This is a genomic window from Mucilaginibacter sp. HD30 (assembly GCF_054061755.1).
Genome location: NZ_JBSSEO010000001.1, coordinates 1,613,399 through 1,638,820 on the forward strand (window position 1 = coordinate 1,613,399; position 25,422 = coordinate 1,638,820).

Here is a 25,422-nt window from a genome sequence, read left to right on the forward strand (position 1 = left end):
TACGCTACCAAGCAAAATTTTTGACATGGCATCAAATAAAAGGAGAAAGAAAAAAATCTCAATCTTCAAAAAACCCTGTGTATTCTGTGGGGGGCTACCGCTAATCGAACAGCATTTATTTCCACAATGGATAAATAATATATATCCTGATCCGACATTCAATTATATGCAGAACACAATGAAAGCGAGTTTTCAAAATGGAATCTTTGACGAGAATAATTCTGTAGAAAAAAAGCAAGGAAAAACAAGCGCAAAACGGACAAAGAATGTTTGCAGAATATGCAATGGTGGTTGGATTTCTGATCTTGAAGTGAAGGCCAAACCTCTACTTATCGACTTGATCGACCTCAAAAACATTAAAATCTGCGACGAACAAAAGGCAACATTGTCCTCATGGATGGCACTAATGTCGATCATGCTAGGCTATGATAAACATAGCGTGCAAGTGGTAAAAAAGGATGAAAGAGTTTATTTAAAGGAAAATCTGTCGCCATCGTCGAGCTGGGAAATTTGGATAGGAAGGTCACAATCAGAAAAATATAAACGTTCCTTTTCATGTCGTGCAATTAGCTTAAATTCGCCTTTCGAAATATTATCTGGAAATGTAGAACCACATGCACAGGTTGCAATTTTTGGCATTAAAAATTTTGTATTTCTGACTAAATACAATGCAAAGAAGGGAATTACGTTTGCCGAGAACCAAATCCTTATTGATAACTATGCTCGGATTTGGCCTTTAGACGGGTCTCAATTAGATTTCCCCAGGAAAGGGTCAATTACCGAAGAAGAGTTTAATGATTTTATATATAATAAAAACTTTGAAATTTTCAAAAGTGAAAAACCTGGAACATCAATGCACTTCGAGGATCTTTAACAACTGATGAGTATTCGGTAGTACACACCACCCGTATTGAGAGCAGTAATCGAAAATGTTCTAAATTTCTGAAAATTCTCAACTAATGACCGACCCGCCCGCTCGTCCAAGCGTCTCGCTTGGATGCTAACTAATTTACGCGTCCCGCTTAAATTATGTTAACAAGTCATTTTTGTCAACCATTGACGTTGGTTCGGCAAAACTAAGTCACAAAATTTGGCGATATTAAACCTTAACTAAAACGAAAATAGCATTGCAAGCCAAATAATTACGACGTTTACTTAATTAAATATATCAAATAAGTGTATTAATCCCACAGCAGGGTTATATCACCCCCCGCAACGCTTACCTTTGCGTAACATCATCCCCTCATCTACCCTCCCACCGTCACCCAAAAGCCAAATTCGCTCACCAAAAACACCACTAATCAACTAATCACTATCTTTGCACCAATAATGAGTAAGCACGGTAGAATATTGGTGGCCATGAGCGGCGGGGTGGATAGCTCGGTTGCGGCAGTTATGTTGCATGAGCAAGGGTATGAAGTAATTGGCCTCACCATGAAAACGTGGGACTATGCATCTGCCGGTGGAAGCTCAAAAGAAACCGGCTGCTGTAGCCTGGATAGCATTAATGATGCCCGTGCTTTAGCCGTTGGTTATGGCTTCCCGCATTATATCCTGGATATCCGCAATGAGTTTGGCGATTTTGTGATTGACAACTTTGTTGACGAATACCTGGCGGGCCGCACCCCTAACCCATGCGTGCTCTGTAATACCTATATTAAGTGGGAGGCGCTTTTAAAACGCGCCGACAAACTGGATTGCGAGTTTATTGCCACCGGGCACTATGCGAATATCCGCTTACAGGATAACGGCCGCTACGTAATATCAAAGGGAAAAGACGAGAATAAAGATCAATCTTACGTGCTGTGGGGCGTTTCGCAGCAAAACCTGGCGCGTACCAGATTCCCGTTAGGTAGCTTTTCTAAGCCTGAAATAAGACAGATGGCTTTAGATATGGGGCAGATAGAACTTGCTGGTAAAAGCGAAAGTTATGAGATCTGTTTCGTGCCTGATAACGACTACAGAGCTTTTCTGCGCCACAAAGTACCTGCGCTGGAGGAAAGGGTTGTCGGAGGTAATTTTGTACTCACTGATGGCACCGTAGTGGGCAAACACCAGGGATATCCGTTTTACACCATTGGTCAGCGCCGTGGTTTGGGCATTGCACTGGGGCACCCTATGTTTGTTACCCGCATTGATCCGCACACCAATACGGTTGTTTTAGGTACCGAAGATGAACTGCATCGTAAACAAGCTTGGGTTAAAGACCTTAACCTGATAAAATACGCCAGTATTACAGAGCCTATGGAGGCTGTTACCAAAATACGGTACAAAGATGCCGGCGCGGAAAGCAGCATCGTTCAAATGGGAGATCATATGAAGGTAGACTTCGCGCATATGGTATCAGGCGTGGCCCCGGGGCAGTCGGCTGTTTTTTACGAAGGCAACGACCTTTTAGGGGGCGGTTTTTTGATGTAAGCCAATATTTGGCTATTTTATTGCATTATTGCAAAAAAACCTTGTCAAAAAATATAAAAATCATTAAGTTTTCCATAATTAATTAATACATCTTTAAAATAAAAGCGCCCAACAAATTTGCGTTTCGGGTTCTTTATCTTTTATTTGCAGAAAATACTGTTTTAATGGCTAAAAATTTACTCATTGTAGAATCACCGGCTAAGGCCAAAACCATTGAAGGATATCTTGGCAAAGACTTCACTGTAAAGTCGAGCTACGGCCATATCCGTGATTTGGTAAAGTCTGAAGACGCCATTGATGTAGCCAATAACTTTAAACAGAAATACGAGGTGCCCGCAGACAAAAAGCAGGTAGTAAGCGAGTTAAAGAAATTAGCTAAGGAGGCCGACATGGTTTGGCTGGCATCGGACGAGGACCGCGAAGGAGAAGCCATATCATGGCATTTGTTTGATACGCTTAACCTGAAGGATGAGACCACCAAGCGCATTGTTTTTCATGAAATTACCAAACCGGCCATCTTAGCTGCTATTGACAATCCGCGTAAAATAAATTATAACCTGGTAAATGCCCAGCAGGCTCGCCGTGTTTTAGATAGATTGGTGGGTTTTGAGCTGTCGCCGGTATTATGGAAAAAGGTTAAACCTTCCTTATCTGCTGGCAGGGTGCAGTCTGTAGCTGTTAGATTGATTGTAGACCGCGAACGCGAGATCAATAAATTTAACTCAGAAGCTGCTTTTAAAATAGTAGCCATATTTGGCAAAGGCAAGCAATCATTTAAAGCAGAACTGGCAGAACGCTTTGCCAAAGAGGATGACGCGCAGAAATTTTTAGCTGATTGTGTTGATGCCATCTTTAACGTAAACTCGTTAGATAAAAGGCCAACTAAACGGTCGCCTGCTGCGCCTTTTACTACATCTACTTTACAACAGGAAGCCAGTCGCAAGCTGGGTTACTCGGTTTCGCGCACCATGCAGGTGGCACAGCGGTTGTACGAGTCTGGGCATATCACCTATATGCGTACCGATAGTGTTAATTTATCTGAGACGGCCTTACAAGCTGCATCGCAGGAGATTATGAGTGCCTATGGCGATAAATATTATAATCGCCGTACCTATAAAACCAAAAGCGCCGGAGCGCAGGAAGCTCACGAGGCCATTCGCCCCACCTACTTTAATAACCATAGAATAGCTGGTGACAGCTCTGAAGAACGTTTATACGAACTGATATGGAAACGTGCCATAGCATCGCAAATGAGCGAGGCGCAGTTTGAAAAAACCACCGCAAAAATTGGCATATCAACCCGAAAGGATGAATTGGTTGCCAACGGAGAGGTAATGAAATTTGACGGCTTTTTGAAAGTTTACCTGGAATCAAACGACGAGGAAGAAGACAATCAACAAGACGAAGATAACAGCATGTTGCCACCTCTAACCAAAGGTCAGCTTTTGGACTTGCAGGAAATGACTGCTACCGAGCGTTTCTCTCGTCCCCCATCACGATATACCGAAGCGAGTTTGGTTAAAAAGCTAGAAGAACTGGGTATAGGTCGTCCATCTACCTATGCTCCTACTATTTCTACCATACAAAACCGTGGTTATGTTGTAAAAGAGGAACGCGAGGGCAAACAACGCAAATTCAGGGTATTAACCCTTAAAGATAAAAGCATTGCTAAAGACGAGCGTACCGAAACAACCGGTGCAGAAAAAGGGAAGCTCTCTCCTACTGATATTGGTGCCGTGGTAAATGATTTTTTGGTACAGCATTTTAATGGCATTGTCGACTTTAACTTTACCGCTAAAGTTGAAAAACAGTTTGACGAGATCGCTCAGGGACTGGAAGAATGGACTAAGATGATCTCGGTGTTTTATACCGGCTTTCATCAGGATGTGGAAAACACCATCCAGACTGCAGATAAAGCTACCGGAGAACGTGAATTGGGTCTTCACCCCGAAAACGGACAGAAGATCTCCGTACGCATTGGACGTTATGGGCCGTTTGTACAGATAGGTGAAAATGCCAGCGACGATAATAAGGATTATAAGCCGCTCTACGCGAGTTTACGTAGCGGGCAAAGCATAGAGACTATCTCGTTAGAAGAAGCGCTTGAACTGTTTAAATTACCCAAAAATGTGGGCGAATTTGAAGGCAAGGTAATGAAGGTGGCCATCGGCAGGTTTGGACCTTACATTAGCCACAACAGCGCTTTTGTATCGCTGCCTAAAGAAATTGACCCGCATGATGTTACCGAAGAACAGGCAATTGAACTGATACTGGCCAAACGCAAAAAAGATGCTGAAAAGTTGATAAAGGCATTTGATGAAGACGCAACAGTTAAAATATTGAACGGCCGCTGGGGGCCATACATTGAGTTTGGCAAACAGAACGTAAAAATACCAAAGGATATAACAGACCCTACCACCCTAACGTTTGAACAATGTAAGGCCTTAGCCGATGCCGACAGTAAAGCGCCTAAAAAAGGTGGTAAGAAGTTTGCTAAGAAGAAGTGAGTGGTTTATTAGGTTGATTAAGTGGATGGTTAAATAGTTTAACTACTCACTTAATCAACCAATCAACATAATCAACCAAATGATAAAAGACCTCCCCGATAACGAAGTTAAAGACATAGCCGTAGCGGTGGCGCTTGAGGGCGAAAGCAGCGAGAGCAAAACCTGGTATGTATATCTGATCAACCTTAAAAAAGAACCTATTGAGAATGTGCTCATAACATCAAAAGGCTACGGGGAAAAAGATGGAGAGCAGGTAAAAACTTCTGTATTAAGGCACATGTTCCCGGTAGTTGAAGGGACCGGTTTTAAAGCTATAGAACTTATTGACGACCAAACCTTCGGTTTAAACAATGAGTATTGGGTAAGCTACTACATAGGCACCCAGATATATGATAAAAAATTCATCTTTCTCCCTGAAAGCATAGTCGATTCCAATTTCATTAAACTGCCGCTGGTTAACAAACCCGGCGTTATGATAAAATAACAAATATCAACCCCAAATTTTTACCTATCCAATTTTTTGATGTAATTTGAAGCCTGAAATTATTTAAGGCAGGATTACCTATAAATGCAGCTTACTCAATTAGAGATTAAGGGTTTTAAAAGCTTTGGCGATAAGATCACCATTAATTTTAACGAGGGCGTAACGGCCATTGTTGGGCCAAACGGCTGTGGAAAATCAAACGTGGTTGACGCCATACGTTGGGTACTGGGCGAACAGAGCACGCGCATGTTACGGTCTGAGAAGATGGATAACGTGATCTTTAATGGCACCAGGAGCCGTAAAGCCGCCAACCTTGCAGAAGTATCGCTTACTTTTGATAATACCAAAAACATCCTCCCTATTGAATATTCGCAGGTTACCTTAACACGCAAACTGTACCGCAGCGGCGAGAGCGAATACCGTTTAAATGATGTACAATGCCGTTTAAAGGATATTACAGACCTTTTTCTGGACACCGGTGTTGGCTCTGATTCATATGCTATAATTGAGTTGCGGATGATTGAGGAGATCATCTCAAACAAAGAAGGGTCACGGCGCAATTTATTTGAAGAAGCATCAGGTATCTCTAAATATAAACTCCGTAAAAAGCAAACCTTTAACAAGTTAAAGGATACAGAGGCTGATTTGGAGCGTGTGGAAGATTTGCTGTTCGAGATTCAGAAGAACCTGAAAATGTTGGAGAATCAGGCTAAAAAAACAGAACGTTATTATCGGTTAAAAGAGGAATATAAAACGCTTAGCATTAAACTGGCCTCCTTCCGTCTGGCTTCATTTACCGAATCATTAAGCAGCATTGAGATGCTGGAGTTAAAACAACGTGAGGAAAAGGTGGGCATAACCACGCTAATGGATAAGCTTGAGGCCGATGTACAAAAGCAAAAGCTTGAAAGTGTTACCAAAGAAAAAAATCTGTCCATCCAGCAAAAGGCAACTAATGAGTTTGTCGGGAAGATTCGCGCTTACGAGAGCGAGAAGAAGATAAAGAATGAGCAGCTAAAATTTCAACAGGATAAGGAAAGCCGCCTGAGCGAAGAACTTGATCGCGACCGTAAGCAGCTCGATCATGTGCTATATAACATTAAGCGGTTATCGGAAGAAAAAGCGCAGGAAGATGAAAATCTTAAAACAGTAACAGAGAAAGTAGCAGAGTTAAAATCTCTTGCTGATGATATCCGCATAGAGCAAACAGCGGCCCGCAATGAGCTGAATGAGTTAAATAACATTAACAATAGTCTTCAAAATCAGGTTTATAAGGCGGAGAAAGATATTGACATCTTAAAGATACAAGAGCAGGCTTTGGAACAGGAAAGCCAGCGCAATATGGATGATGCCAGTAACAAAACGGTTGAACTCTCCCACTTTAATGAGGTAGTGGCCGACCTGGAGCAGCGTGCAGAAAAACTGGAAGTGGAGGTAGCAGAGGAAGTTGAGCGGGAAACTGTGCTACAACAGCAAATAACAGCTACCGGTGAGGAACTATCAACCCTTAAAGAAAAAATAACACTCGAAAGCCGCAAGCTGGACGCGAAACAAAATGAGTACAATCTTACCAAAAGTTTGGTAGATAACCTGGAGGGTTTCCCTGAATCTATCCGTTTTCTTAAAAACAACAACGATTGGGTAAAGAACGTTCCGCTTTTTAGCGATGTTTTGTTTTGCCGCGAACAATACCGTGTGGCGATAGAAAACTACCTGGAGCCATTAATGAACCATTACGTGGTTGATACGTATGATGACGCTATAAAAGCAGTTAATCTATTAAGCAGTGCGTCGCGCGGAAGGGCACAGTTTTTTATATTGAGTAATTATGCTGATGATGCTGAAATAATCCCCTTTAAAGAGGGCGTTAACGGCACACGTATCCCCGCATTGAACGTAACCGAGGTTGATAAAAAATACCAGTCGCTTTGTAAGCACCTGCTTAAAAATGTTTATCTGGTAAACGACGAAGCGGAACTTAATAACAGTGCACTGCCCGAAGGTGTGGTGCTGTTGGCGCAGAGCGGCAAGTTCAGCAAAACCAAATACACAATGGCGGGTGGTTCGGTAGGGTTGTTTGAGGGTAAACGTATAGGTCGCGCTAAAAATCTGGAAAACCTTGCTAAAGAAATTAAAGGCCTGGATATTGATTTGTTTGAGTTAAAAACACGTGCTAACGAATTACAAACGCGTTCGGCAGATTTGAAAGCAGCCGGTAAAGCCGCTTTAGTAAAACAAAAGCAGGAAGAACTTAACCGTTTAACCACCGAGTTGATTACCGTTAGAACGCGGCGGGAACAGTATGAAACCTTTATTGAAACCAGCCTTAACCGCAAGGAAGACATAGCTAAACGAATAGCGGGAATAAAGAAAGAGATGGCGAGTTTGCAGCCCTTATTATCAGAGCTTAAAGAACGTAAACAAGCACAAGCTGAACTGTTGCTGGACAAGCAATCTGCCTTTAACGAAGTTAACGAGGCAGTGACTGTTCATGCCAACGCTTATAATCAAGAGAACATACGTTTCCATCAGCAGCAAAATAAGGTTGCAGGCTTAATAAAAGATTTAGAATACAGAGATACCCAACAAGAGAGCCTTGACGGCCGCATACGCCAAAACAGCGCCGAACTGGAGAAGGTGAAAGAGGCTATACAACAGCATTTACAACATTCAGACCTATCTGATGATACTTTGCTGGAAATGTATACACAAAAGGATGACCTTGAAAAAGCTACACAAGAAGCAGAGCGGGAATATTATGAGCTGCGTGGCAAAATAACCGAAGCAGAAGAAGCAATAAGCGCTTTAAGACGTAAAAAAGAGAATACAGAGGTTATTGAAGCTGAACTTCGCGACAAACGCAATAACCTGCGCATTGAACTAAATGCCTTGAAGGAACGGCTTTCAGTGGAGTTTAATGTGGATATTCAGGACCTTCCGGAGAAGGACACTGCCGCTGCTGACGAAGACGAAACCGCATTGCGCGCCCGTACAGAAAAATTAAAAAATCAGCTGGATGACTTTGGCGCTATTAACCCAATGGCGGTTGAGGCCTATAATGAAATGAATGAACGTTATGAGTTTATTCAGAACCAGAAAAGGGATTTGGCGGAAGCTAAAGCCTCTCTCCTTTCTACTATAAAAGAGATTGACGACACCGCCCGCGAAAAATTTATGCATTCTTTTACATTGGTGCGCGAGAACTTTATTCATGTTTTCCGCTCACTATTTAATGAAGAAGATTCCTGCGATCTGGTACTGTCTGATCCGCAAAGCCCATTAGAGTCCGATATTGATATTATTGCTAAACCAAAGGGTAAACGGCCATTGTCAATCAACCAGCTATCGGGCGGCGAAAAAACGCTCACGGCCACCGCGATACTTTTTTCGCTTTACCTGCTAAAGCCGGCCCCGTTTTGTATTTTTGATGAAGTTGATGCGCCTCTTGATGATACAAACATTGATAAATTCAATAATATCATCCGCAAGTTCTCCAACCAGTCGCAGTTTATCATTGTTTCCCATAACAAAAGAACCATTGCCAGCACCGATATAATTTATGGTGTGACAATGGTTGAACAAGGTATCTCTCGCGTTGTACCTGTGGATATCAGGCAACTGGCAGATTAACAATTTTCTTTTTATTTGCGCTTAAGCGGTTTATCAAAAATCATCCCGTTAAATTTGCCGTCATCCAGCTTTCTTCCAACATCAGATGACTCGTCAACCGAGAACATGCCTTTTTGCTGGAGCGATTGCACCTGAAGCTGTGAACTTGTGGTAGTGTACTTTCCGGAATTGATATAATTTAGAGCGTATGACAATAACGTCTCCTGCGGATCGCCAAAATCATGGCTTATATCATCACCACCTATTTGACCGGGATACTGAGCAGACCCTGGTGTCATCCCTATATAGTACCCCCCCTGCCCTAAAGCGTTTTTAGTTTCAAATTCTGGTATATACATTTCATACTTGTTTATCCTGATGTCAAAAAAACCAACCGGCTTACCGTAAGTTGTGCTGCCAATTAATTTCACATCAACACTTCCAAGACCAAGTATATTGTTGATCAGCAACTCGCTTGCCGAAGCAGTACCGCCACCTACTATAAAACAAACCTTAGCAACTGAATTAAGCGGCCCGGCCTTTTTAAAATACACATAGTTTCCGGCTACGCTATAGTCAAATTGGGTATAATTGTAGGTTTGGTTGTTAGATGGGTCTCGCCTAACCTGGTTGGCTAAAATGCTGGCTTTTCCGGATGTAAGAATGCTGTTAAAGTAGGTTGCATACATTAAATTTCCGGTTTTTGCAGCCGGGGCTATTAAATTACTTAAGTATTCCGAAGTAGAGACATATCCACCCCCGTTATAACGAAGATCAACTACCAGGTCTGTAACTCCATTAGCTGCAAAATAATTAAAAGCCTCGTCAAGTTTAGGCTGCGCATTGGCCTGTGACGTGAAGGAATTAAAAACGAAATAACCTATTTTATGGCCCCCTGTACCGCTAAACACCTTATATGTTATTACAGGGTTGGTAGTATAAGAGTTGGCATTAACGGTAGCGGTAAATTGAGTACCATCAGGCCTTTCTAAAGTTAACGTGATACTGTTGCTGTAAAAAAAAGCATTCACTACAAACTGGGTACGTGAGCCCCCTTTATCATAAGAAATATTAGTGTTACCGTTTATGCTAACAACCTTGTATCCTCTTTTTATAGAAAAAGCAGCAGCAGGCGAGCCTGGATAAACATACTTTATCCTCAAATCATTATCGCCAAAATAAAATGGGGCGAAGCCGAAATCGCCCTGCGTTCCACCTAGCTCTGTAGACGTTTCCCCTCCGTCGATAAAGGAATATTTCGCATTTCCCGGGGATGATTCTTCAAACTCATAAGCCCTTCCGGTAGCCGGATTAATTTTGTATTGCGATATTGCATCAACCTCTTTAGCCAACGCAGCCAAATCATTTGAACCTGTGAAGGTACGTGGCTTAAATGTAGCATAATCAGGTAAGCCGTCGTTCCAGTAGTATGCTTCCTTGGCGTATAAAAATACCGAATCGCGCATAAGATCAAGTGCTGACCCGTTTTTTGACGGAGCTATTACTTCCGGACTGCTCCCATCATCTTTCTTTTTGCTGCAAGATGTTAAAATAGTTGTTCCTACTAATAATCCTAAAGTCAATACTCTCTTCATGAAATGTAAGTTACGATAAATTTTAATTATTTGCTAAAAAGGCACTTACATCTGTGTAGTCTATTCCAACGCTTTCTGCACACCTACTATCAGCATCAGTTGCTCCTATCATCATTATATCCCGCCTGTTCAAATTATGTTCCTTAATTAAAAGTTCTATTGCGTCGGTTTCTGGTTTTGGTCTGCTTTCATATGTAAAATAGCACATCAAATAAGGTTCAAGCCCGTTCCACTCTGTCTGCTTTATTTTATTAAGTTGCTGCTGCGTATTCCCGTCGGTAACAATAAATATCTTTTTACGGTCAATAACAATTTCCTGTAATAGTTCTAAAACGTTTTGATAGACTAACAATTTAAGCGGAAGTTTAGCGGTTAACATTAAATGCTCAAAACTTTGCCTGTATTTTTCGTTAACACCCAGTTTCTCTTTCACCCTATCAAAAACTACTTCATGGCCTTCCTCTAAATACGTAGCTACCATTAAATCGGTTGTAGTCTTGGCATCAACCAGGTCTGTATATTCTATTGCGCTTGCAAACAGGTAATAAACCTGGAACAAATAATCCTTTTCAGGATAGATAACGTTATCTAATTCAAGTATAAACGCTGTTTTTCGCTTATCTATATCGTTATAAGTCATTTTTAATTAATTGTATCTCAATGCCATACTCAAAAAATAATTGTAATGCGGGTTCTAAGGCTTTGATTTCGTGCGCGTTTAATACAAAAACGGTGTTTATGTTATTATCCAGGCAAAATGTTAGTATTTGATGGGGATAAGCCGGAGCATCAGGATGAGGCAATTTGATGATGGCGCGTGATTTAAGCATTAGCTCGGGTACATCATTAAAATCGCCCATGATAATTGCCACAGCATTGGCCGAATATTCACTTTTTAGGCGATGGGCCTTAGCAGAAAGCGCCCCTGTTATTAAAATCGCTGCCATTAAGCTAATTGCTCTATTACCCCGTCCTTCATAAACACCTTACGGTCTGATATATTAGCCAGTTCCTCGTTGTGCGTAACAATGATAAAGGTTTGCTCAAATTCCTTCCGCAGCTTAACAAACAATTCATGCAATTCGCGTGCATTGTTTGAGTCAAGATTGCCAGATGGTTCGTCGGCAAAAATTAGCGCGGGTTTATTGATCAACGCCCGGGCCACAGCAACGCGTTGCTGCTCTCCGCCGGAAAGCTGATTGGGCTTGTGATTGATCCTGGCACTAAGGCCCAGCATATCCAGCAGTTCTTTAGCTCGCTTTTCGGCCTGTGCTTTTGGGGTACCCGCAATAAAAGCCGGAATGCAGACATTTTCAAGCGCATCAAATTCAGCAAGCAAATGATGGAACTGAAAGATGAAACCAATTTGGAGGTTTCTAAAGTGGCTCAGTTTTTTATTATTTAACTTATTAAGCTCTACTCCGTTTATAAAAAGCTGGCCCGAATCGGGATGGTCCAGCGTTCCTAAAATATTAAGCAAGGTACTCTTCCCCGCGCCAGAAGCTCCAACGATTGTAACTATTTCGCTTTTTTGTACTTCAATATCAACTCCTTTTAATATCTGGAGCTGCCCATATGCCTTGTGAATGGCAGTTGCTTTTAACATTGTGTAAAGGTAATGCTTATTGTTGTGAGTTGAAAGTTATGGGTTGTAGGCTGTAAGTTTAAGGGATTGATCAATACATACAACATAAAACTTTCAACTTACAACAGTGTAAGTTGACTAATCCTGACTTCTTTCCGATTGTAACAAGCAAATTATGGAAAAAACGCAATTTTTCTTGCTATAAAATTGTAGATTTACCGCAAAATCCGCTTAAAAACATGAATATTCACGAGTACCAGGGTAAATCCATACTAAAAAGTTTCGGTGTTAGAGTTCAGGAAGGCATAGTTGCCGATACCGTTGAACAAGCTGTTGAGGCAGCTAAAAAATTGAAAGAAGATTACAACTCAAGCTGGGTTGTTGTTAAGGCTCAGATACATGCAGGTGGCCGCGGTAAAGGTGGAGGCGTAAAGCTGGCAAAAAACCTTGACGAGGTAGCAGAAAAAGCAGGCGCTATTTTAGGCATGCAATTAGTTACACCACAAACCGGCCCTGAAGGTAAACTGGTGAGTAAAGTGTTAGTAGCACAGGATGTTTATTACCCTGGTGAAAGCGAAACCAAGGAGTTTTATGTAAGCGTTTTGCTTGACAGGGCGGCAGGCCGTAACATCATTATGTATTCAACCGAAGGCGGTATGGATATTGAAGAAGTTGCTGAGCACACTCCTCATTTGATATTTAAAGAAGAAGTTGATCCGAAGGTAGGTCTGCAAGGATTCCAAACCCGTAAAATAGCATTCAATCTTGGCTTATCGGGCGATGCTTTTAAAGATATGACCAAATTTATTGCGTCATTATATAAAGCTTACGAGGCTACTGATTCTTCAATGTTTGAGATCAATCCGGTGTTGAAAACATCTGATAACAAAATATTAGCCGTTGACGCCAAAGTAAACCTTGACGACAACGCATTATACCGCCATGCTGATTATGCTGCTATGCGCGATACTGCCGAGGAAGATCCTACGGAGGTTGAAGCCGGCAAATCAAATCTTAACTATGTAAAGCTTGACGGTAACGTTGGTTGTATGGTTAACGGTGCCGGTTTGGCAATGGCTACAATGGATATTATTAAATTAGCCGGTGGCGAACCAGCGAACTTTTTGGACGTAGGCGGTACCGCGAACGCGCAGACTGTTAAGGCCGGTTTCAATATCATATTAAGTGACCCTAACGTTAAAGCTATTCTGATCAATATTTTTGGTGGTATTGTTCGTTGCGATCGTGTTGCGCAGGGTGTAATTGATGCTTACCATGAAATAGGAAATATCCCGGTTCCAATCATTGTTCGTTTACAAGGCACAAATGCTAAGGAAGCTAAAGAATTAATTGATAATTCAGGGCTTAAAGTATTCTCGGCTATATTGTTAAAAGAAGCTGCAGAAAGAGTAAAAGAAGTGTTGGCCAAGTAATTTTACCAGCATTTGTAAATAGAAACAGCGATGGGTTCAAACTCATCGCTGTTTCTATTTATGAATGTTTTTACGACGCTGTGGGTCTGTCGCTGCTGTGTAAGTTGTGGCTTATCATCCAATGATGTAGTTTCGCTTGCACTGCCGACGAGCTATCGACAGCATAAGTGCCGTAGGCATCTACAATAATTCCTTTCAAATTATATTTAGGAGAACTTACGGCATAAACTATCGACATATCCGACGGGTTGCTCGGTCCTTCAAAACGATAGAATTCATCAATTGAAAAATCATCAGCGGTCATATGTATGTCCTGAGATTTATCGTCAACAGTATCACCCCCTATGCTCAGGTTAGCAGTATATCCCCTTTTCATTAAATCGTTAGTGGCATCCACTAAGGTCTCGTAATTTTCCATGGCAAATTAGTTTAAGTATAGTACGGTTAACGTACATATATTAAACTAAAAACGCGAAGTACTTGTTTGCAACAACAAACAATTTATAAGCAAAAAGTTAAATACCCCGGTTAATATCCCAGTTCTCAAGGTAATCAGCAACCCGTTTTACAAACGATCCGCCAAGGGCACCATCTACTACGCGGTGATCATAAGACAGTGACAGGAACATCATTTGTCGCACCACAACAATATCCCCTCCGGGTGTTTCTAAAACAGCCGGCTTTTTCTTTATAGCTCCCATGGCTAAAATAGCTACCTGTGGCTGATTAATAATGGGTGTACCCATTAGGTTACCAAATGTACCTACGTTGGTTATGGTAAATGTCCCGTCTTTTACATCGTCGGGCTGAAGTTTGTTATTGCGGGCTTTATTGGCCAGGCTGTTAACTGCCTTGGTAAGCCCCAATAAGTTAAGTTCGTCTGCCTTTTTTATAACCGGAACTATCAAGTTTCCGTTAGGCAAAGCTGTTGCCATGCTGATATTGATAGCGGCTTTACGTATTATTTGGGTGCCATTAACAGAAGAGTTAATAAGCGGAAAATCTTTTATAGCCCTAACAACCGCCTCTATAAATATAGGTGTAAAGGTTACTTTCTCGCCTTCTCGCTTCTCAAAGGTGTTCTTTATTTTGTCGCGCCACAAAACTAAATTTGTAACATCTGCTTCAACAAATGAAGTTACATGCGGCGAAGTACGCTTGCTCATAACCATGTGCTCGGCAATAAGCCTACGCATCCTATCCATTTCAATTATCTCATCACCTCCTGTTATAGAAGATGCAGCGGCCTGTGCTTCTTTTAAAGGCTCAGTATATCGCTGTTGCACCGGGCGCTCCTGTTGCCCTACTGAAGCCGTTTCCTTAACAGCCTTAGCTTCGGTTTGTTCTGCAACTGCAATCGGTTGAGGCGTTGGTGCTGGCTGCGGTTTTGGCTCCGGTTGGCGCATTACCGTTGGCTCCGGCTGTGGTTCTGGCTCGGGTTGTCGCACTGGCACCGGCTGGGGCTTTGCCTCCTGCCGGGGAACGGCCACCGGCTCTGGTTTTGGTTCCGGTTGGGAAACTGCTGCTGGCTGAGGTTTTGGTTCAGCCTGTAAAACTGGAACTGGCTTTGGTTTTGGTTCCGGCTCGGGAGTTGCCACTTTTTCTGCTTCTGCCGCTTTAGCCGGTAATTCTATTGCAGGCGGCGTTGAATCAACTGCTGTTTCATAGCCAGCAGGCGATGCAGGTGGCGCATCTGCCGCACTTTTATCGCGGTCTCTTACCCTTAGATAATTTAATAGATCATCTTTTGTTAAGCGTCCGTCTGAACCGCTTCCCGGAATGCGATCCAGCTCTTCTACTCCTACTTTTTCCTGGAAGGCTATATGTTTTACTAATGGAGAATAAAAGCGCTGAGGCTCGTTTGCAGAGCGTTGTGGCGCAGCAGCCTGTGCCTTTGCCAATAAATCAGTTCCGGGTATGGCTTGTTGTGTTTGCGTAACGGGTTCAATTACTTCTTGCTTAGCAGTATCGGGTTGTGGTTGAGAGATGCTGGCAACAGGTGCAGGCGCAGTTTCCTTCTCCTTTGCATCTTCAGTTTCGATGATGGCAACAACGGCTCCAACCTGAACTATATCGTCTGCCTTGCAAAGCTGTTCAACCAGCCTGCCTGATACCGGTGAAGGTACCTCAGAATCTACTTTATCAGTTGCAATGTCTATTACCGCATCATCTGCTTCTATATAATCGCCTGGCTTTTTAACCCACTTAATTATAGTTGCTTCAGCAACACTTTCACCCATCTTTGGTAATAACAGCTCGTACCTGGCCATACAGAATATATAGTTATAAGCTCAAAATTATAAAAATACCGTATTAATTATTAACATCCTTTAGTAAAGTATTCAACATTGATAAAGCAGCCGCCGCGCTCCTCTCAATGTTCTGAAGCCTTTTGCTGCCGAACGTGAATTTTTTTACCGCAGTTTTTTCGAGCGAACCCACTGCTATCCAAACAGTTCCGACGGGTTTAACTTCACTTCCCCCATCCGGGCCGGCTATTCCGGTAACGGCTATGGCAAAATTGGTGTTAAATTTTTTTAACGCGCCATTGAGCATTTCCTTAACCGTTTGCTCGCTCACGGCGCCAAACACATCAAGTGTTTCGGCTTCCACGCCTAAAATTTGCTGCTTTAAGGCATTGCTATAGACAACACCACCACCTGCAAAAACCTTTGACGAACCAGCGTGCTGGGTAAGCAAATGCGAAATATAGCCACCCGTGCAGCTTTCGGCAACCGAAAGCGTAAGCCCCTCGCCTTCCAATAAGTTGAGTACTGCTTTCTCCAGTGCGATATCCTCAGTAGCAACCAGCACATCACTTACCCGCTCCGCAATTTCAGCTGCAAATAAATCAATTTCCTCCTCAAGCCGTGCATTACCCCCTTCATATCCGCTAAGACGCAGCCTAACTTGCCCTAATTTGGGCAAATAAGCAAGCTTTATATACTCCGGCAATCTTTCTTCTATATCGGCAATGCGTTTGGCTAAAAACGATTCGCCTTCGCCTGCAGTGAGCAATGTTTTATGAATAATAACAGGCAGCTTAAATGCCGTTTTTAACCTGGGGATAACCTGTTCATCCATCAGGTACATCATCTCAAACGGTACACCCGGCATTGATATATATATTTTACCGTCGGTTTCAAACCACATGCCTGGTGCTGTACCGTTATGGTTTATTATAACTTCGCAATTTTGGGGTACCAGTGCTTGTGCCCTGTTTATATCCAGTAATGGGCGGTTTGTTTTTGCAAAAATGCGCGTTACGTTGGCTAAGGTCTCGGCGTTTTCAACCATTCCAACATTAAAATACTCGGCCATAGTTTTTTTGGTGATGTCATCCTTAGTAGGCCCTAACCCACCGGTAATTAAAATAACATCGGCCCGTGAAGCTGCTTCAGCAAGCGCGCTTAAAATATGTTCTCGGTCATCAGATACTGATGATATCTGCTTTACCTTTATTCCGATATTATTTAACTGGCGGGCCATCCAGGCCGAGTTGGTGTCAACTATCTGGCCAATCAATATTTCATCGCCTATGGTAATAATTTCTGCGCGCATTAGTATCTGTTAAAATAGCCGTTATTGGTGTAATCGCTCCGCTTGGTTAGCTTAAGCGCCTGCAATATATCTGACCGTACCCTTAGGGTAACATTATAAGATTTGTAATAACCAAAAGGCAACCAGCTTATTGAAAGGTCCCAGCAGTGCAGATCGCGGTATATGGCAAATGATGTAGCACTGCTTAACTTAGCTGCCTGTAAATCATAGTTGGTATTAAACTGCACTTTCCATTTTGGTGTGATACTAACATCACCGTTAACCATAATAGTATTTGTTACAAACGAACCGGTGAGGCTGTTAGAATAGCTAAAGTTGTAGTTGAACGACATGTTCCACGGCACTTTAAAATCAATATAAGCGCTCGGGTCGCTATTTAACAAAGCTAACTTGTCGGCCTGTTCAGGTGTAACTCCGGGCATGGTTTGGCCGGGTGGCAATTGCTTGTTAAGCGGTTGCTTTAGTGCAGCTGCATTAAGGCTACCACCTACGGTTAAAGAAAAATTTAAAAGCGTAGGGAATCTTCCGTCCTGCCAGCTGTAGCGGTTTACACGGCGCGCAACCGGCACAATTCGGTTACTGGATATTGAATCAAGAATCTTCGAACTGTATGGATCAAAAGTTCCGCCAAAACTTATATTTATCCGATCATGAATTATGGCGGTATGACCCGAAAAGTTAATATTTGAAAGCTGGAAAGAGTCGGCCGCAAAATTATAAAAGGTATTTAGACTTAAACCTTGAATAAGCATTATCTTTTTCTCGGTTTGTACACTATCAGTGCTTTTGGGCCGCACTTTTGCTTCAACATTGTTATCAATACCAATGCCCACTCCTGCCGCGGTGCCGCCTCCCGGGCCGCTAAACAATGATCCGTCAAAGATAGAGTACCGCCTTGACGTAACCGGATAAGGAACGGTAGCATTGCTTACAATAACTTTATTATAAGGCCTGTTTAAGCCCGAATAATCAGGGCGGTAAGAAAAACTTATAGTAGGAGTAATAACGTGCCGTATTGCCCTTAATGAACCTATATTTAAGTTTTTGGTTCCGTAAATTTTTGTACTGAAGCCACCGCTTAACGAATAATCGCCGGCGCGGTTAAATCCTGGTATGGTATCCGTAACCAATGAGTCTGCGCGCGCATAGCGTTGTCTTATAGACTGAAAATACCAGCGCTCGTTATAGTTAAAGCCGGTATTAAACTGGAAATAATTTAATACATTCAAACTCAATGCTACCGGAATTTGATGACTTATACCATTACGCATTCTTTTGGTAAGTGTAGTAGTTGTAAATAGCTCCTTCTCCGGAATATTATTTAAGCTATTAGACGCATTCAAGGTATAACCAACCGTAATGCGTTGATACCATTTTTGCTCCCCAACCCTGTCTCTTTTATCAAACGGATTAATGGTTGACATACTGAAGGTTACCCGGGGCAGTTCAAGATTGACCGTTTTTCTTGTCAGATCCTGGTTATGGGCTAAACTAACGTTAAGTGCAAATGGTGTGCCTTGCCATATGCGCGAGTACGAAACCGAAGACTGTAACTGGTTTTGCGTTAATGCCTGTAGATTATAGCCTGTAGTTGCCGGATTGTTTTGATAAAAGCTTGATGTACCTGCACTTACAGATGCGCTGAAAGTTCTTCCGGGATTTGCATTTGGGCTTTGCGAATGGCTCCAGTTAATGTGAAAGTCTGTGGCGGCAGGGTCTCCGGCCAGACCATAATTATGCGAACCATAACTAAGCGACAGGTTACCATTGTACTTATACCGTTTCATGTAATTCATGGCACTGGTTACTTCGTACGAGCCATTTGAATAGTACGTTCCGGTTGAGGTAAGATCCATATAATCATTTATGGCAAAATAATACCCAAAACCGCGCAGGAAAAAGCCCAGCGTAGCATCCTCACCAAAGGTAGGAAGAATAACACCTGAAGACTTAGTATCCGGTTTAGGGAAGAAACCAAATGGAAGGCCAATGGGCATTGGTACGCCGGCTATTTCTAAATAGGCAGGCCCGGAAATTATACGTTTCTTTTCGCCAATACCGCGGGTAATAACTATGCCATAATCAGGATCCGGCTTATCGCAGGCACTGAATATAATATTGTGGTATGCCACCTCATCCTCACTTATCTTTTTCGCCTGCCCGTGCGAGATGTAGTTCTGCTCCTGTTGCGTAAGCACGTTCCAGGTTTTACCCATTTTAGTCTCATAGTTAGACCTTAATGAGTCTGAGGTAATGGGCGCGTCCGTTCCCTGCTTAATAATTGGGCGGCCTGAATAACGGCCGGTAACAGGATCAACAACGCCGCGGGCAAATACAATTTTTTTAGTTTGATCAACTTCGATAAAATCGGCGTCCAGTTCAAAATCTCCGTACTTTACACGGGCACTGCCATATAGCCGTATAGTATCAGTACCAATAAAAACAGTCGAGTCTTTCGCTGTTGCAATCAATTCGTCGGTAAGCGTGCTTGAATCTTTTTTAGCAGTAAGAAGCCCCGAATCTGCTTTGGCAGTATTAGCTAAAGGTATGGTATCTTTAGGTATATTTACTTTTTCGGGATTGCCTTTCGGGATACCTTGTCTTTTGTTAATGAGCGGATATTTATCAGTAGAATCAAGATGTATAATAGTATCGGTTATTGCAACGTTAATAATATGATGCGTGCGGCCCGCCGCAGCCATCATACTAACCATTAAAATAATTGCAAATAGAAAAAACAGGTTTATAAATTTCAAAATTGATTTCGAATAATATATTTGCAGATATAGTTAACAGCGCTCAAAAATAATGAAAAATAAGGCATTGAAAAGATTGATTTATGCACTACCCCTATTAGGAGCGAGTATTTTGTTGCTTTCCTTTACGTCAGCCGCTTCAGTATTAACAGCTTCGGTTAAAAAAGACACAGTTGTAAACACCGGTTATAAATTAAGAACTATTATTGTTGATGCCGGCCACGGTGTTAAGCCTAATCCGTCGGGACCTGGCAAATTTTCAGTGGGCTCTGCGGGCATCTTTTCAACTGAAAGAGGTGTAACGCTTATGGTTGCTGAAAAATTGCAAAAAGCGATAGAAAAAGATATAGATGGTGTTAACGTGGTATTGACGCGAAAAACTGAAACTGACGTATCATTACAACGCAGGCCAGAAATAGCGAATGAAAGTAAAGGCGATTTGTTTATTTCAATACACTGTAATGCGCTACCTGATAAGACAGTGCGGGAGCGTGTAGGCACTAAAAAAGGCAAAGCGGTTTACAAATCCACAAGAGTTGTAGATAGATCAGGCAAGGGAGTTTTAATGCTGGTGTATGGTTTAAAAAGAACAGGAGAGCAACAACGTGAGATAAAAAGCAATCAGGTTAGCGAGGAAGCAGATGTTGAGGCAGATCCAAATGATCCGGTCACCATTATTCTTACAAATGAGTATTTAAGAAGATTTAGGCAGAAAAGCATTATGCTGGCAAACATTCTGGCAGATGAGTTTGTTAACGTAGACGGAAGAAAATTGGAAGGCATTAGGGAACAGAGCTTAAATGTTTTGGTACATACCGCAATGCCTTCGGTTTTGGTTGAGATAGGCTATATAACTAATTTAGAAGAAGAAGAATATCTTAACTCTGAAAAAGGCCAGGAAGAGATCGTTGCTACTATAGTACGTTCTATTCAGGCTTACAAGCTCCAGGTAGAGAAAACAATAATAAAAAACTAAACAACACATCTTTGAAAATTTCAAACGAAACCAAAGTAGGCGCACTTACTGCAATTGCTATTACGATACTAATATTAGGATATAGTTTTTTAAAGGGAAACGATGTTTTTTCCAGCTCAAATAAATTTTATGCTATTTATCAAAGTGTCGACGGCCTTTCTGTTTCAAAACCCGTATTGGTAAACGGCTTTCCCATTGGCCACATCTCAAAAATGGAGTTGGGCCAAACAGGTCAAACAACTGTTGAACTTAAAATTGACTCAAAATACAACGTACCTATAAATACCATAGCCCGTTTGGTTAGTACAGATCTGTTGGGCAGTAAAGCTATTGTTTTTGAGCTGGGTGATAGTAAACAGTTTGCTGAGACTAAGGACACCCTGGAAACCGATATTCAGGGTAGTTTGGCTGAAAGCCTTCAGCCTATTCAAACTAAGGCCGAAAACCTGATGAATAAGCTTGATTCGTCATTAGCGTCTATCAACAAAATATTAAACCCAAATTTCCAGCGTAATGTTGACCGCAGTTTTAACAGCATTGCTAACTCGCTGCAAACACTTGAGGGCACCACTAAGAAGATAGACAATTTGGTTGGTGCGCAATCAACCCATATAAATGGGATTTTAACCAATGCAGAGGATGTTACCGGTAGTTTAAAAGTAAGCGCAGCTAACTTAAATCAAATAACAGGTAACTTTAACAGGTTTAGCACCGATATGGCCAACGGTAATATTAAGCAAACGTTGGATAACGCCAATAAGGCGATGGCTGATCTGCAGGCAACTACGGCAAGAATTAACAGCAACAAAGGTTCGTTAGGTTTACTGTTGAACGATGACCAGTTGTACCGCAATCTACAAGGTGCCTCTAATAATTTAGATGCCTTATTCATAGACCTAAAAGCTAACCCTAAACGTTACGTACACTTCTCTGTGTTTGGTGGCGGAAAGGATAAGTAGTTTTTAAGTAGGAATTATGTCGCATTAAGTAGCAAGTAGCAAGACAAAATCGTTACTAAAAAAAACTATCGGATACTAATACTTGATACGGACTACTTGATACTAAATCAAAAAAGTCTTCCCTTCAATAGCCAACTCGGTGGCAGGGAATACAGATCGTGATTCTTCCAGCAATTCATCCAGGACTTTATAACGGGCCGAGAAATGGCCGATCAATAGCTTCTTCGCGCGGCTATTTAAGGCTATCTCGCCTGCCTGCAAAGCGGTGGTGTGGTGTGTTTCTTTTGCCCTGTCAAGCATAGCATTTAAAAAAGTAGCTTCATGATACAACAGGTCCGCTCCAGCTATTTGCGAATAATACTTTTCTACAGGCAATGTGTCAGAGCAGTAGCAATAAGTTCGTGGATCAGCAGAATCAAAAGATAATGATGCATTTGAATACACGGTACCGTTGGGCGCTGTATAGTCTGCACCTTTCTTAATCGCCGTATAAAACGATACCGGAATATTCAGCCGCTCAATTTCTTCTTTTATCAATTTACGTAAGCGTTTTTTCTCTCTGAATAAAAATCCGGTGCAGGGTATTCTATGGTCAAGCGGGATTGTTTCTACTGTTACATCATCATTTGCAACCAAGGTTTCTACCTTATTAGCATCTGTAGCGGTAAATTGAAGAGGATATTGCAATACAGTTTCTGAATATTTTAATTGCAGATCAATAATTTCTTTCAGCGGCGCCGGGCCGAAAAGGAAAAGCGGTTTTTTTCGCCCGTTTAAGTGCAGAGAAGAAAGCAAACCAACAAGGCCCAAGTAATGATCGCCATGCAAATGGCTGATGAAGATATGATCTATATGACTGGCTTTTATGTCAAACCGCAGCATTTGTTGCTGTGTGCCTTCGCCACAATCTATTAAATACAGGCGCTCGTTAACATTGAGCACCTGTGCAGTAGGATTTCTGTTGTAAATAGGTGTTGCCGAACTACTACCCAATATGGTTACTTCGAATCTCATACCAGGTAAACAATTAAAGGTCTATCTTGCTTCTTTTTTAAGTTCCTTTTCTATCTCTTCCATAAATATTAAATCTATGGCTTCCTCTGCAGTTTGAACTATTGTAAGCACATTTTCAAGCTGCGATATGGTAATAAGGCGCGAAACGGCATCATTTAGCCCGGTAAGGATAAATGAACCTGAGGCGTTTTTGCACAAACGATGCCCAACCAGTAAGCTGCTTAAACCAGATGAATCTGCAAATTTAACTTGCGAAAGATCAAGTATTATATTGCGCTGCCCCTCGGTATTGGTCAATATAAGTTCTGACTTTAATTGAGGAGTTATCAATGAGTTTAATTTAGACTCATTCAATTTCAGCAATATATATTTTTCGTGTTTATCAACTGTAAACTTCATTTTATTTAGTTCTATTAATCTGCTAATATATGAATATTCTTAAAAAGAAAACTTATAAACCGGCCAGAGCATTTTTAATAGCACCCTCTACCCTGCTTAATACATTTTCTCCTTCAGGCTTTACAAATTCTTCGCCGGTTATTTTCTCATAAAGCTCTATATATCTTTCTGATATGGACTGAACTTTTTCTGTTGTCATAACGGGTACGGTTTGCCCGTCCTTGCCTTGAAAACCGTTTTCTATCAACCACCTGCGTACAAACTCTTTTGAGAGTTGCTTTTGTGGCTCGCCTTTCTCCTGGCGTTCTTCATATCCCTCCCTGTAAAAATACCGGGAAGAGTCTGGCGTATGGATCTCGTCTATCAAATAAATGGTATCGCCAACCTTACCAAATTCATATTTAGTATCAACCAATATCAATCCCTGGGCAGCAGCTATCTCGATACCGCGCGCAAAGAGTGCGCGGGTGTATTTTTCAAGTTGCAAATAATCTGCCTCGGATACAATACCCCTGCTCAATATCTCCTCGCGAGAAATATCTTCGTCGTGGCCAACAGCCGCTTTGGTTGTAGGGGTAATTATAGGTTCGGGCAGCTTATCGTTTTCTTTTAAACCCTCTGGCAAATTAACGCCGCAAACCTGGCGCTTACCTGCAGCATATTCGCGGGCAGCGTGGCCAGCCAAATAACCGCGTATTACCATTTCTACTTTAAATGGTTCGCAAATACGGCCAATGGTAACGCTGGGGTCGGGAACGTTAATTACCCAGTTAGGTACAATATCTGATGTGGCCTTTAAAAATTTAGCGGCTATCTGGTTTAACACCTGTCCCTTGTAAGGTATCGGCTCAGGTAGCACCACATCAAATGCAGATATGCGGTCGCTAACCACCATTACCAAATACTTATCTTCTATAGTATATACATCACGAACCTTGCCTTTATAAAAACCGGTTTGGCCCTCAAAATTAAAATGTGTTTCTTTTATTGCGTTCATTGTTAGTATCAAGTATTTAGTATCAAGTATCAAGATTGAACGCCTTGAACTTTTCTACCAATTTATTCTAAGGATCTGCAATCAAATAACTTTTATAAGCAACAATTTACTCGCTACTTGATACTAGCTACTTGATACCACCCTACTGTATATCCCCGTAAGCAGCTAAAATTTTGCGTACCAGTTTGTGTCTTACCACATCTTCGCCGCTTAGGTAAACTATCTCTATACCTTTTATATCTGTTAAAATACGTAAGGCGGTATGCAAGCCCGACTGCTGTTTTTTCGGTAAGTCTATCTGCGTTACGTCGCCGGTAACAATAAATTTGGCTGATGGCCCCATCCGAGTTAAAAACATCTTTAACTGCATATCGGTAGCATTTTGCGCTTCATCTAAAATCACAAAACAATTATCCAGCGTGCGGCCACGCATAAATGCAAGTGGCGCTATCTCAATGGTGCGGTTTTCCAGGTATAATTTAAGCTTTTCAGCAGGGATCATATCATCCAGCGCATCGTATAAGGGGCGCAGGTATGGGTCTATTTTTTCTTTTAAGTCGCCAGGTAAAAAACCAAGGTTTTCTCCTGCTTCAACGGCCGGGCGAGTTAAGATAATACGTTTTATCTCTTTGTTTTTTAACGCCCGCACGGCCAATGCCACTGCAGTATAGGTTTTACCGGTACCTGCAGGTCCAATCGCAAACAAAATATCGCTCTTATTAATACAGTCAACCATTTTGTGCTGGTTGGCAGTACGCGCTTTAACCATTACACCATTGGGTCCAAAAACAATCACATCTCCGGTGGTCGACTTATCATTACTCTCCGGTGCGGGGGATTTATCAAGCTTCGACCCCAATATCCGTTCTATATCGGTAATACTTAAACTATCATAACGCTCAACGTGTTGTAACAAATGAGTGAATTTCTCCTGAAACAATGAAAGCTCAGCATCATCTCCCAATATTTTCACATCATTGCCGCGCGCAACTATTTTAAGCTTTGGATATTGCTTTTTAATGATCTCAAAATGATCATTATTAGGTCCCCATAATACTGCCGGGTTTACGTTTTCGATAGATAATTTAAGTTCGTTCAATAGTAAATGATTATTTTGTTGCCGAATTTT

At 41.8% G+C, this 25,422-nt stretch carries 20 protein-coding genes; 8 read left to right on the forward strand and 12 right to left on the reverse strand.

Annotation, left to right across the window (positions count from 1 at the left end; all coding sequences use genetic code 11):
- Nucleotides 1-25 precede the first annotated feature (25 nt).
- The 5 genes from ACVW2L_RS07900 (at nt 26) to smc (ending at nt 9,039) form a co-directional block, all read left to right on the forward strand.
- Nucleotides 26-874, forward strand: coding sequence for a hypothetical protein (locus ACVW2L_RS07900; RefSeq protein WP_457127421.1), 849 nt, complete (start codon nt 26-28; stop codon nt 872-874).
- Between the two features lie 455 nt (nt 875-1,329).
- Complete coding sequence (mnmA, locus tag ACVW2L_RS07905) at nt 1,330-2,418, forward strand: tRNA 2-thiouridine(34) synthase MnmA (protein WP_457127422.1); 1,089 nt, start codon at nt 1,330-1,332, stop codon at nt 2,416-2,418.
- A gap of 164 nt (nt 2,419-2,582) precedes the next feature.
- On the forward strand, nt 2,583-4,925 hold the full coding sequence (topA, locus tag ACVW2L_RS07910; protein ID WP_457127423.1) for a type I DNA topoisomerase: 2,343 nt from the start codon (nt 2,583-2,585) through the stop codon (nt 4,923-4,925).
- A gap of 79 nt (nt 4,926-5,004) precedes the next feature.
- A complete protein-coding gene (locus ACVW2L_RS07915) occupies nt 5,005-5,409 on the forward strand; it encodes a hypothetical protein (protein ID WP_457127424.1) in 405 nt (134 codons plus the stop codon).
- Nucleotides 5,410-5,493: 84 nt separating this feature from the next.
- Nucleotides 5,494-9,039 (forward strand): chromosome segregation protein SMC, encoded by a 3,546-nt coding sequence (smc, locus tag ACVW2L_RS07920; RefSeq protein WP_457127425.1) that lies wholly within the window; start codon nt 5,494-5,496, stop codon nt 9,037-9,039.
- 11 nt (nt 9,040-9,050) lie between these two features.
- Here smc and ACVW2L_RS07925 read toward each other — a convergent pair whose 3' ends face one another.
- From ACVW2L_RS07925 to ACVW2L_RS07940, 4 genes are read right to left on the reverse strand one after another with little or no spacing between them, the layout of a single operon-like run.
- The gene (locus ACVW2L_RS07925) at nt 9,051-10,613 is read right to left on the reverse strand and encodes a S41 family peptidase (RefSeq protein ID WP_457127426.1); all 1,563 of its coding nucleotides are present in this window, start codon (nt 10,611-10,613) and stop codon (nt 9,051-9,053) included.
- A gap of 22 nt (nt 10,614-10,635) precedes the next feature.
- Nucleotides 10,636-11,253 (reverse strand): HAD hydrolase-like protein, encoded by a 618-nt coding sequence (locus ACVW2L_RS07930; protein ID WP_457127427.1) that lies wholly within the window; start codon nt 11,251-11,253, stop codon nt 10,636-10,638.
- On the reverse strand, nt 11,243-11,560 hold the full coding sequence (locus tag ACVW2L_RS07935; RefSeq protein ID WP_457127428.1) for a hypothetical protein: 318 nt from the start codon (nt 11,558-11,560) through the stop codon (nt 11,243-11,245). Before ACVW2L_RS07935 ends, ACVW2L_RS07930 begins: the two co-directional genes overlap by 11 nt.
- Nucleotides 11,560-12,219, reverse strand: a complete 660-nt coding sequence (locus ACVW2L_RS07940) for an ABC transporter ATP-binding protein (RefSeq protein ID WP_457127429.1) — start codon at nt 12,217-12,219, stop codon at nt 11,560-11,562. The genes ACVW2L_RS07935 and ACVW2L_RS07940 overlap by 1 nt, the downstream gene beginning before the upstream one ends.
- Nucleotides 12,220-12,437: 218 nt before the next feature.
- On the opposite strand from ACVW2L_RS07940, the gene sucC reads away from it, so the two are divergent.
- Nucleotides 12,438-13,631, forward strand: coding sequence for an ADP-forming succinate--CoA ligase subunit beta (gene sucC, locus ACVW2L_RS07945; protein ID WP_457127430.1), 1,194 nt, complete (start codon nt 12,438-12,440; stop codon nt 13,629-13,631).
- A gap of 70 nt (nt 13,632-13,701) precedes the next feature.
- Here the strand turns inward: sucC and ACVW2L_RS07950 are convergent, their stop codons facing one another.
- The 4 genes from ACVW2L_RS07950 to ACVW2L_RS07965 all read right to left on the reverse strand — a co-directional run bounded on the left by ACVW2L_RS07950 (nt 13,702) and on the right by ACVW2L_RS07965 (nt 19,948).
- A complete protein-coding gene (locus ACVW2L_RS07950) occupies nt 13,702-14,049 on the reverse strand; it encodes a phosphoribosylpyrophosphate synthetase (RefSeq protein WP_457127431.1) in 348 nt (115 codons plus the stop codon).
- 97 nt (nt 14,050-14,146) lie between these two features.
- Nucleotides 14,147-15,901, reverse strand: coding sequence for a 2-oxo acid dehydrogenase subunit E2 (locus ACVW2L_RS07955; protein WP_457127432.1), 1,755 nt, complete (start codon nt 15,899-15,901; stop codon nt 14,147-14,149).
- 43 nt (nt 15,902-15,944) lie between these two features.
- Nucleotides 15,945-17,192 carry a competence/damage-inducible protein A gene (locus tag ACVW2L_RS07960; protein WP_457127433.1) on the reverse strand — a complete coding sequence of 416 codons (1,248 nt, stop codon included), beginning with the start codon at nt 17,190-17,192 and terminating at the stop codon, nt 15,945-15,947.
- The gene (locus ACVW2L_RS07965; protein ID WP_457127434.1) at nt 17,192-19,948 is read right to left on the reverse strand and encodes a putative LPS assembly protein LptD; all 2,757 of its coding nucleotides are present in this window, start codon (nt 19,946-19,948) and stop codon (nt 17,192-17,194) included. Before ACVW2L_RS07965 ends, ACVW2L_RS07960 begins: the two co-directional genes overlap by 1 nt.
- Nucleotides 19,949-20,000: 52 nt before the next feature.
- On the opposite strand from ACVW2L_RS07965, the gene ACVW2L_RS07970 reads away from it, so the two are divergent.
- Both ACVW2L_RS07970 and ACVW2L_RS07975 read left to right on the forward strand, forming a co-directional pair.
- Entirely contained in the window at nt 20,001-20,924 is a 924-nt protein-coding gene (locus tag ACVW2L_RS07970) for an N-acetylmuramoyl-L-alanine amidase family protein (RefSeq protein WP_457127435.1), read from the forward strand.
- A gap of 11 nt (nt 20,925-20,935) precedes the next feature.
- Nucleotides 20,936-21,883 (forward strand): MlaD family protein, encoded by a 948-nt coding sequence (locus ACVW2L_RS07975; RefSeq protein WP_457127436.1) that lies wholly within the window; start codon nt 20,936-20,938, stop codon nt 21,881-21,883.
- Nucleotides 21,884-21,985: 102 nt separating this feature from the next.
- Here ACVW2L_RS07975 and ACVW2L_RS07980 read toward each other — a convergent pair whose 3' ends face one another.
- The 4 genes from ACVW2L_RS07980 to ACVW2L_RS07995 all read right to left on the reverse strand — a co-directional run bounded on the left by ACVW2L_RS07980 (nt 21,986) and on the right by ACVW2L_RS07995 (nt 25,392).
- The gene (locus ACVW2L_RS07980; protein WP_457127437.1) at nt 21,986-22,897 is read right to left on the reverse strand and encodes a ribonuclease Z; all 912 of its coding nucleotides are present in this window, start codon (nt 22,895-22,897) and stop codon (nt 21,986-21,988) included.
- A gap of 21 nt (nt 22,898-22,918) precedes the next feature.
- Complete coding sequence (locus tag ACVW2L_RS07985) at nt 22,919-23,296, reverse strand: STAS domain-containing protein (RefSeq protein WP_457127438.1); 378 nt, start codon at nt 23,294-23,296, stop codon at nt 22,919-22,921.
- 52 nt (nt 23,297-23,348) lie between these two features.
- Complete coding sequence (locus ACVW2L_RS07990; RefSeq protein WP_457127439.1) at nt 23,349-24,293, reverse strand: phosphoribosylaminoimidazolesuccinocarboxamide synthase; 945 nt, start codon at nt 24,291-24,293, stop codon at nt 23,349-23,351.
- Nucleotides 24,294-24,435: 142 nt separating this feature from the next.
- Nucleotides 24,436-25,392, reverse strand: coding sequence for a PhoH family protein (locus ACVW2L_RS07995; protein ID WP_457127440.1), 957 nt, complete (start codon nt 25,390-25,392; stop codon nt 24,436-24,438).
- Between the last annotated feature and the right edge of the window lie 30 nt (nt 25,393-25,422).

Bases quoted from the DNA above. Each gene is read 5' to 3' on its own strand.
- ACVW2L_RS07925 (WP_457127426.1), bottom strand. From the start codon at position 10,613: ATGAAGAGAGTATTGACTTTAGGATTATTAGTAGGAACAACTATTTTA.
- ACVW2L_RS07935 (WP_457127428.1), bottom strand. From the start codon at position 11,560: ATGGCAGCGATTTTAATAACAGGGGCGCTTTCTGCTAAGGCCCATCGC.
- ACVW2L_RS07985 (WP_457127438.1), bottom strand. From the start codon at position 23,296: ATGAAGTTTACAGTTGATAAACACGAAAAATATATATTGCTGAAATTG.
- ACVW2L_RS07915 (WP_457127424.1), top strand. From the start codon at position 5,005: ATGATAAAAGACCTCCCCGATAACGAAGTTAAAGACATAGCCGTAGCG.
- ACVW2L_RS07960 (WP_457127433.1), bottom strand. From the start codon at position 17,192: ATGCGCGCAGAAATTATTACCATAGGCGATGAAATATTGATTGGCCAG.
- ACVW2L_RS07950 (WP_457127431.1), bottom strand. From the start codon at position 14,049: ATGGAAAATTACGAGACCTTAGTGGATGCCACTAACGATTTAATGAAA.
- ACVW2L_RS07970 (WP_457127435.1), top strand. From the start codon at position 20,001: ATGAAAAATAAGGCATTGAAAAGATTGATTTATGCACTACCCCTATTA.
- ACVW2L_RS07930 (WP_457127427.1), bottom strand. From the start codon at position 11,253: ATGACTTATAACGATATAGATAAGCGAAAAACAGCGTTTATACTTGAA.
- topA (WP_457127423.1), top strand. From the start codon at position 2,583: ATGGCTAAAAATTTACTCATTGTAGAATCACCGGCTAAGGCCAAAACC.
- smc (WP_457127425.1), top strand. From the start codon at position 5,494: ATGCAGCTTACTCAATTAGAGATTAAGGGTTTTAAAAGCTTTGGCGAT.
- ACVW2L_RS07940 (WP_457127429.1), bottom strand. From the start codon at position 12,219: ATGTTAAAAGCAACTGCCATTCACAAGGCATATGGGCAGCTCCAGATA.
- sucC (WP_457127430.1), top strand. From the start codon at position 12,438: ATGAATATTCACGAGTACCAGGGTAAATCCATACTAAAAAGTTTCGGT.
- ACVW2L_RS07900 (WP_457127421.1), top strand. From the start codon at position 26: ATGGCATCAAATAAAAGGAGAAAGAAAAAAATCTCAATCTTCAAAAAA.
- ACVW2L_RS07990 (WP_457127439.1), bottom strand. From the start codon at position 24,293: ATGAACGCAATAAAAGAAACACATTTTAATTTTGAGGGCCAAACCGGT.
- mnmA (WP_457127422.1), top strand. From the start codon at position 1,330: ATGAGTAAGCACGGTAGAATATTGGTGGCCATGAGCGGCGGGGTGGAT.
- ACVW2L_RS07955 (WP_457127432.1), bottom strand. From the start codon at position 15,901: ATGGCCAGGTACGAGCTGTTATTACCAAAGATGGGTGAAAGTGTTGCT.
- ACVW2L_RS07980 (WP_457127437.1), bottom strand. From the start codon at position 22,897: ATGAGATTCGAAGTAACCATATTGGGTAGTAGTTCGGCAACACCTATT.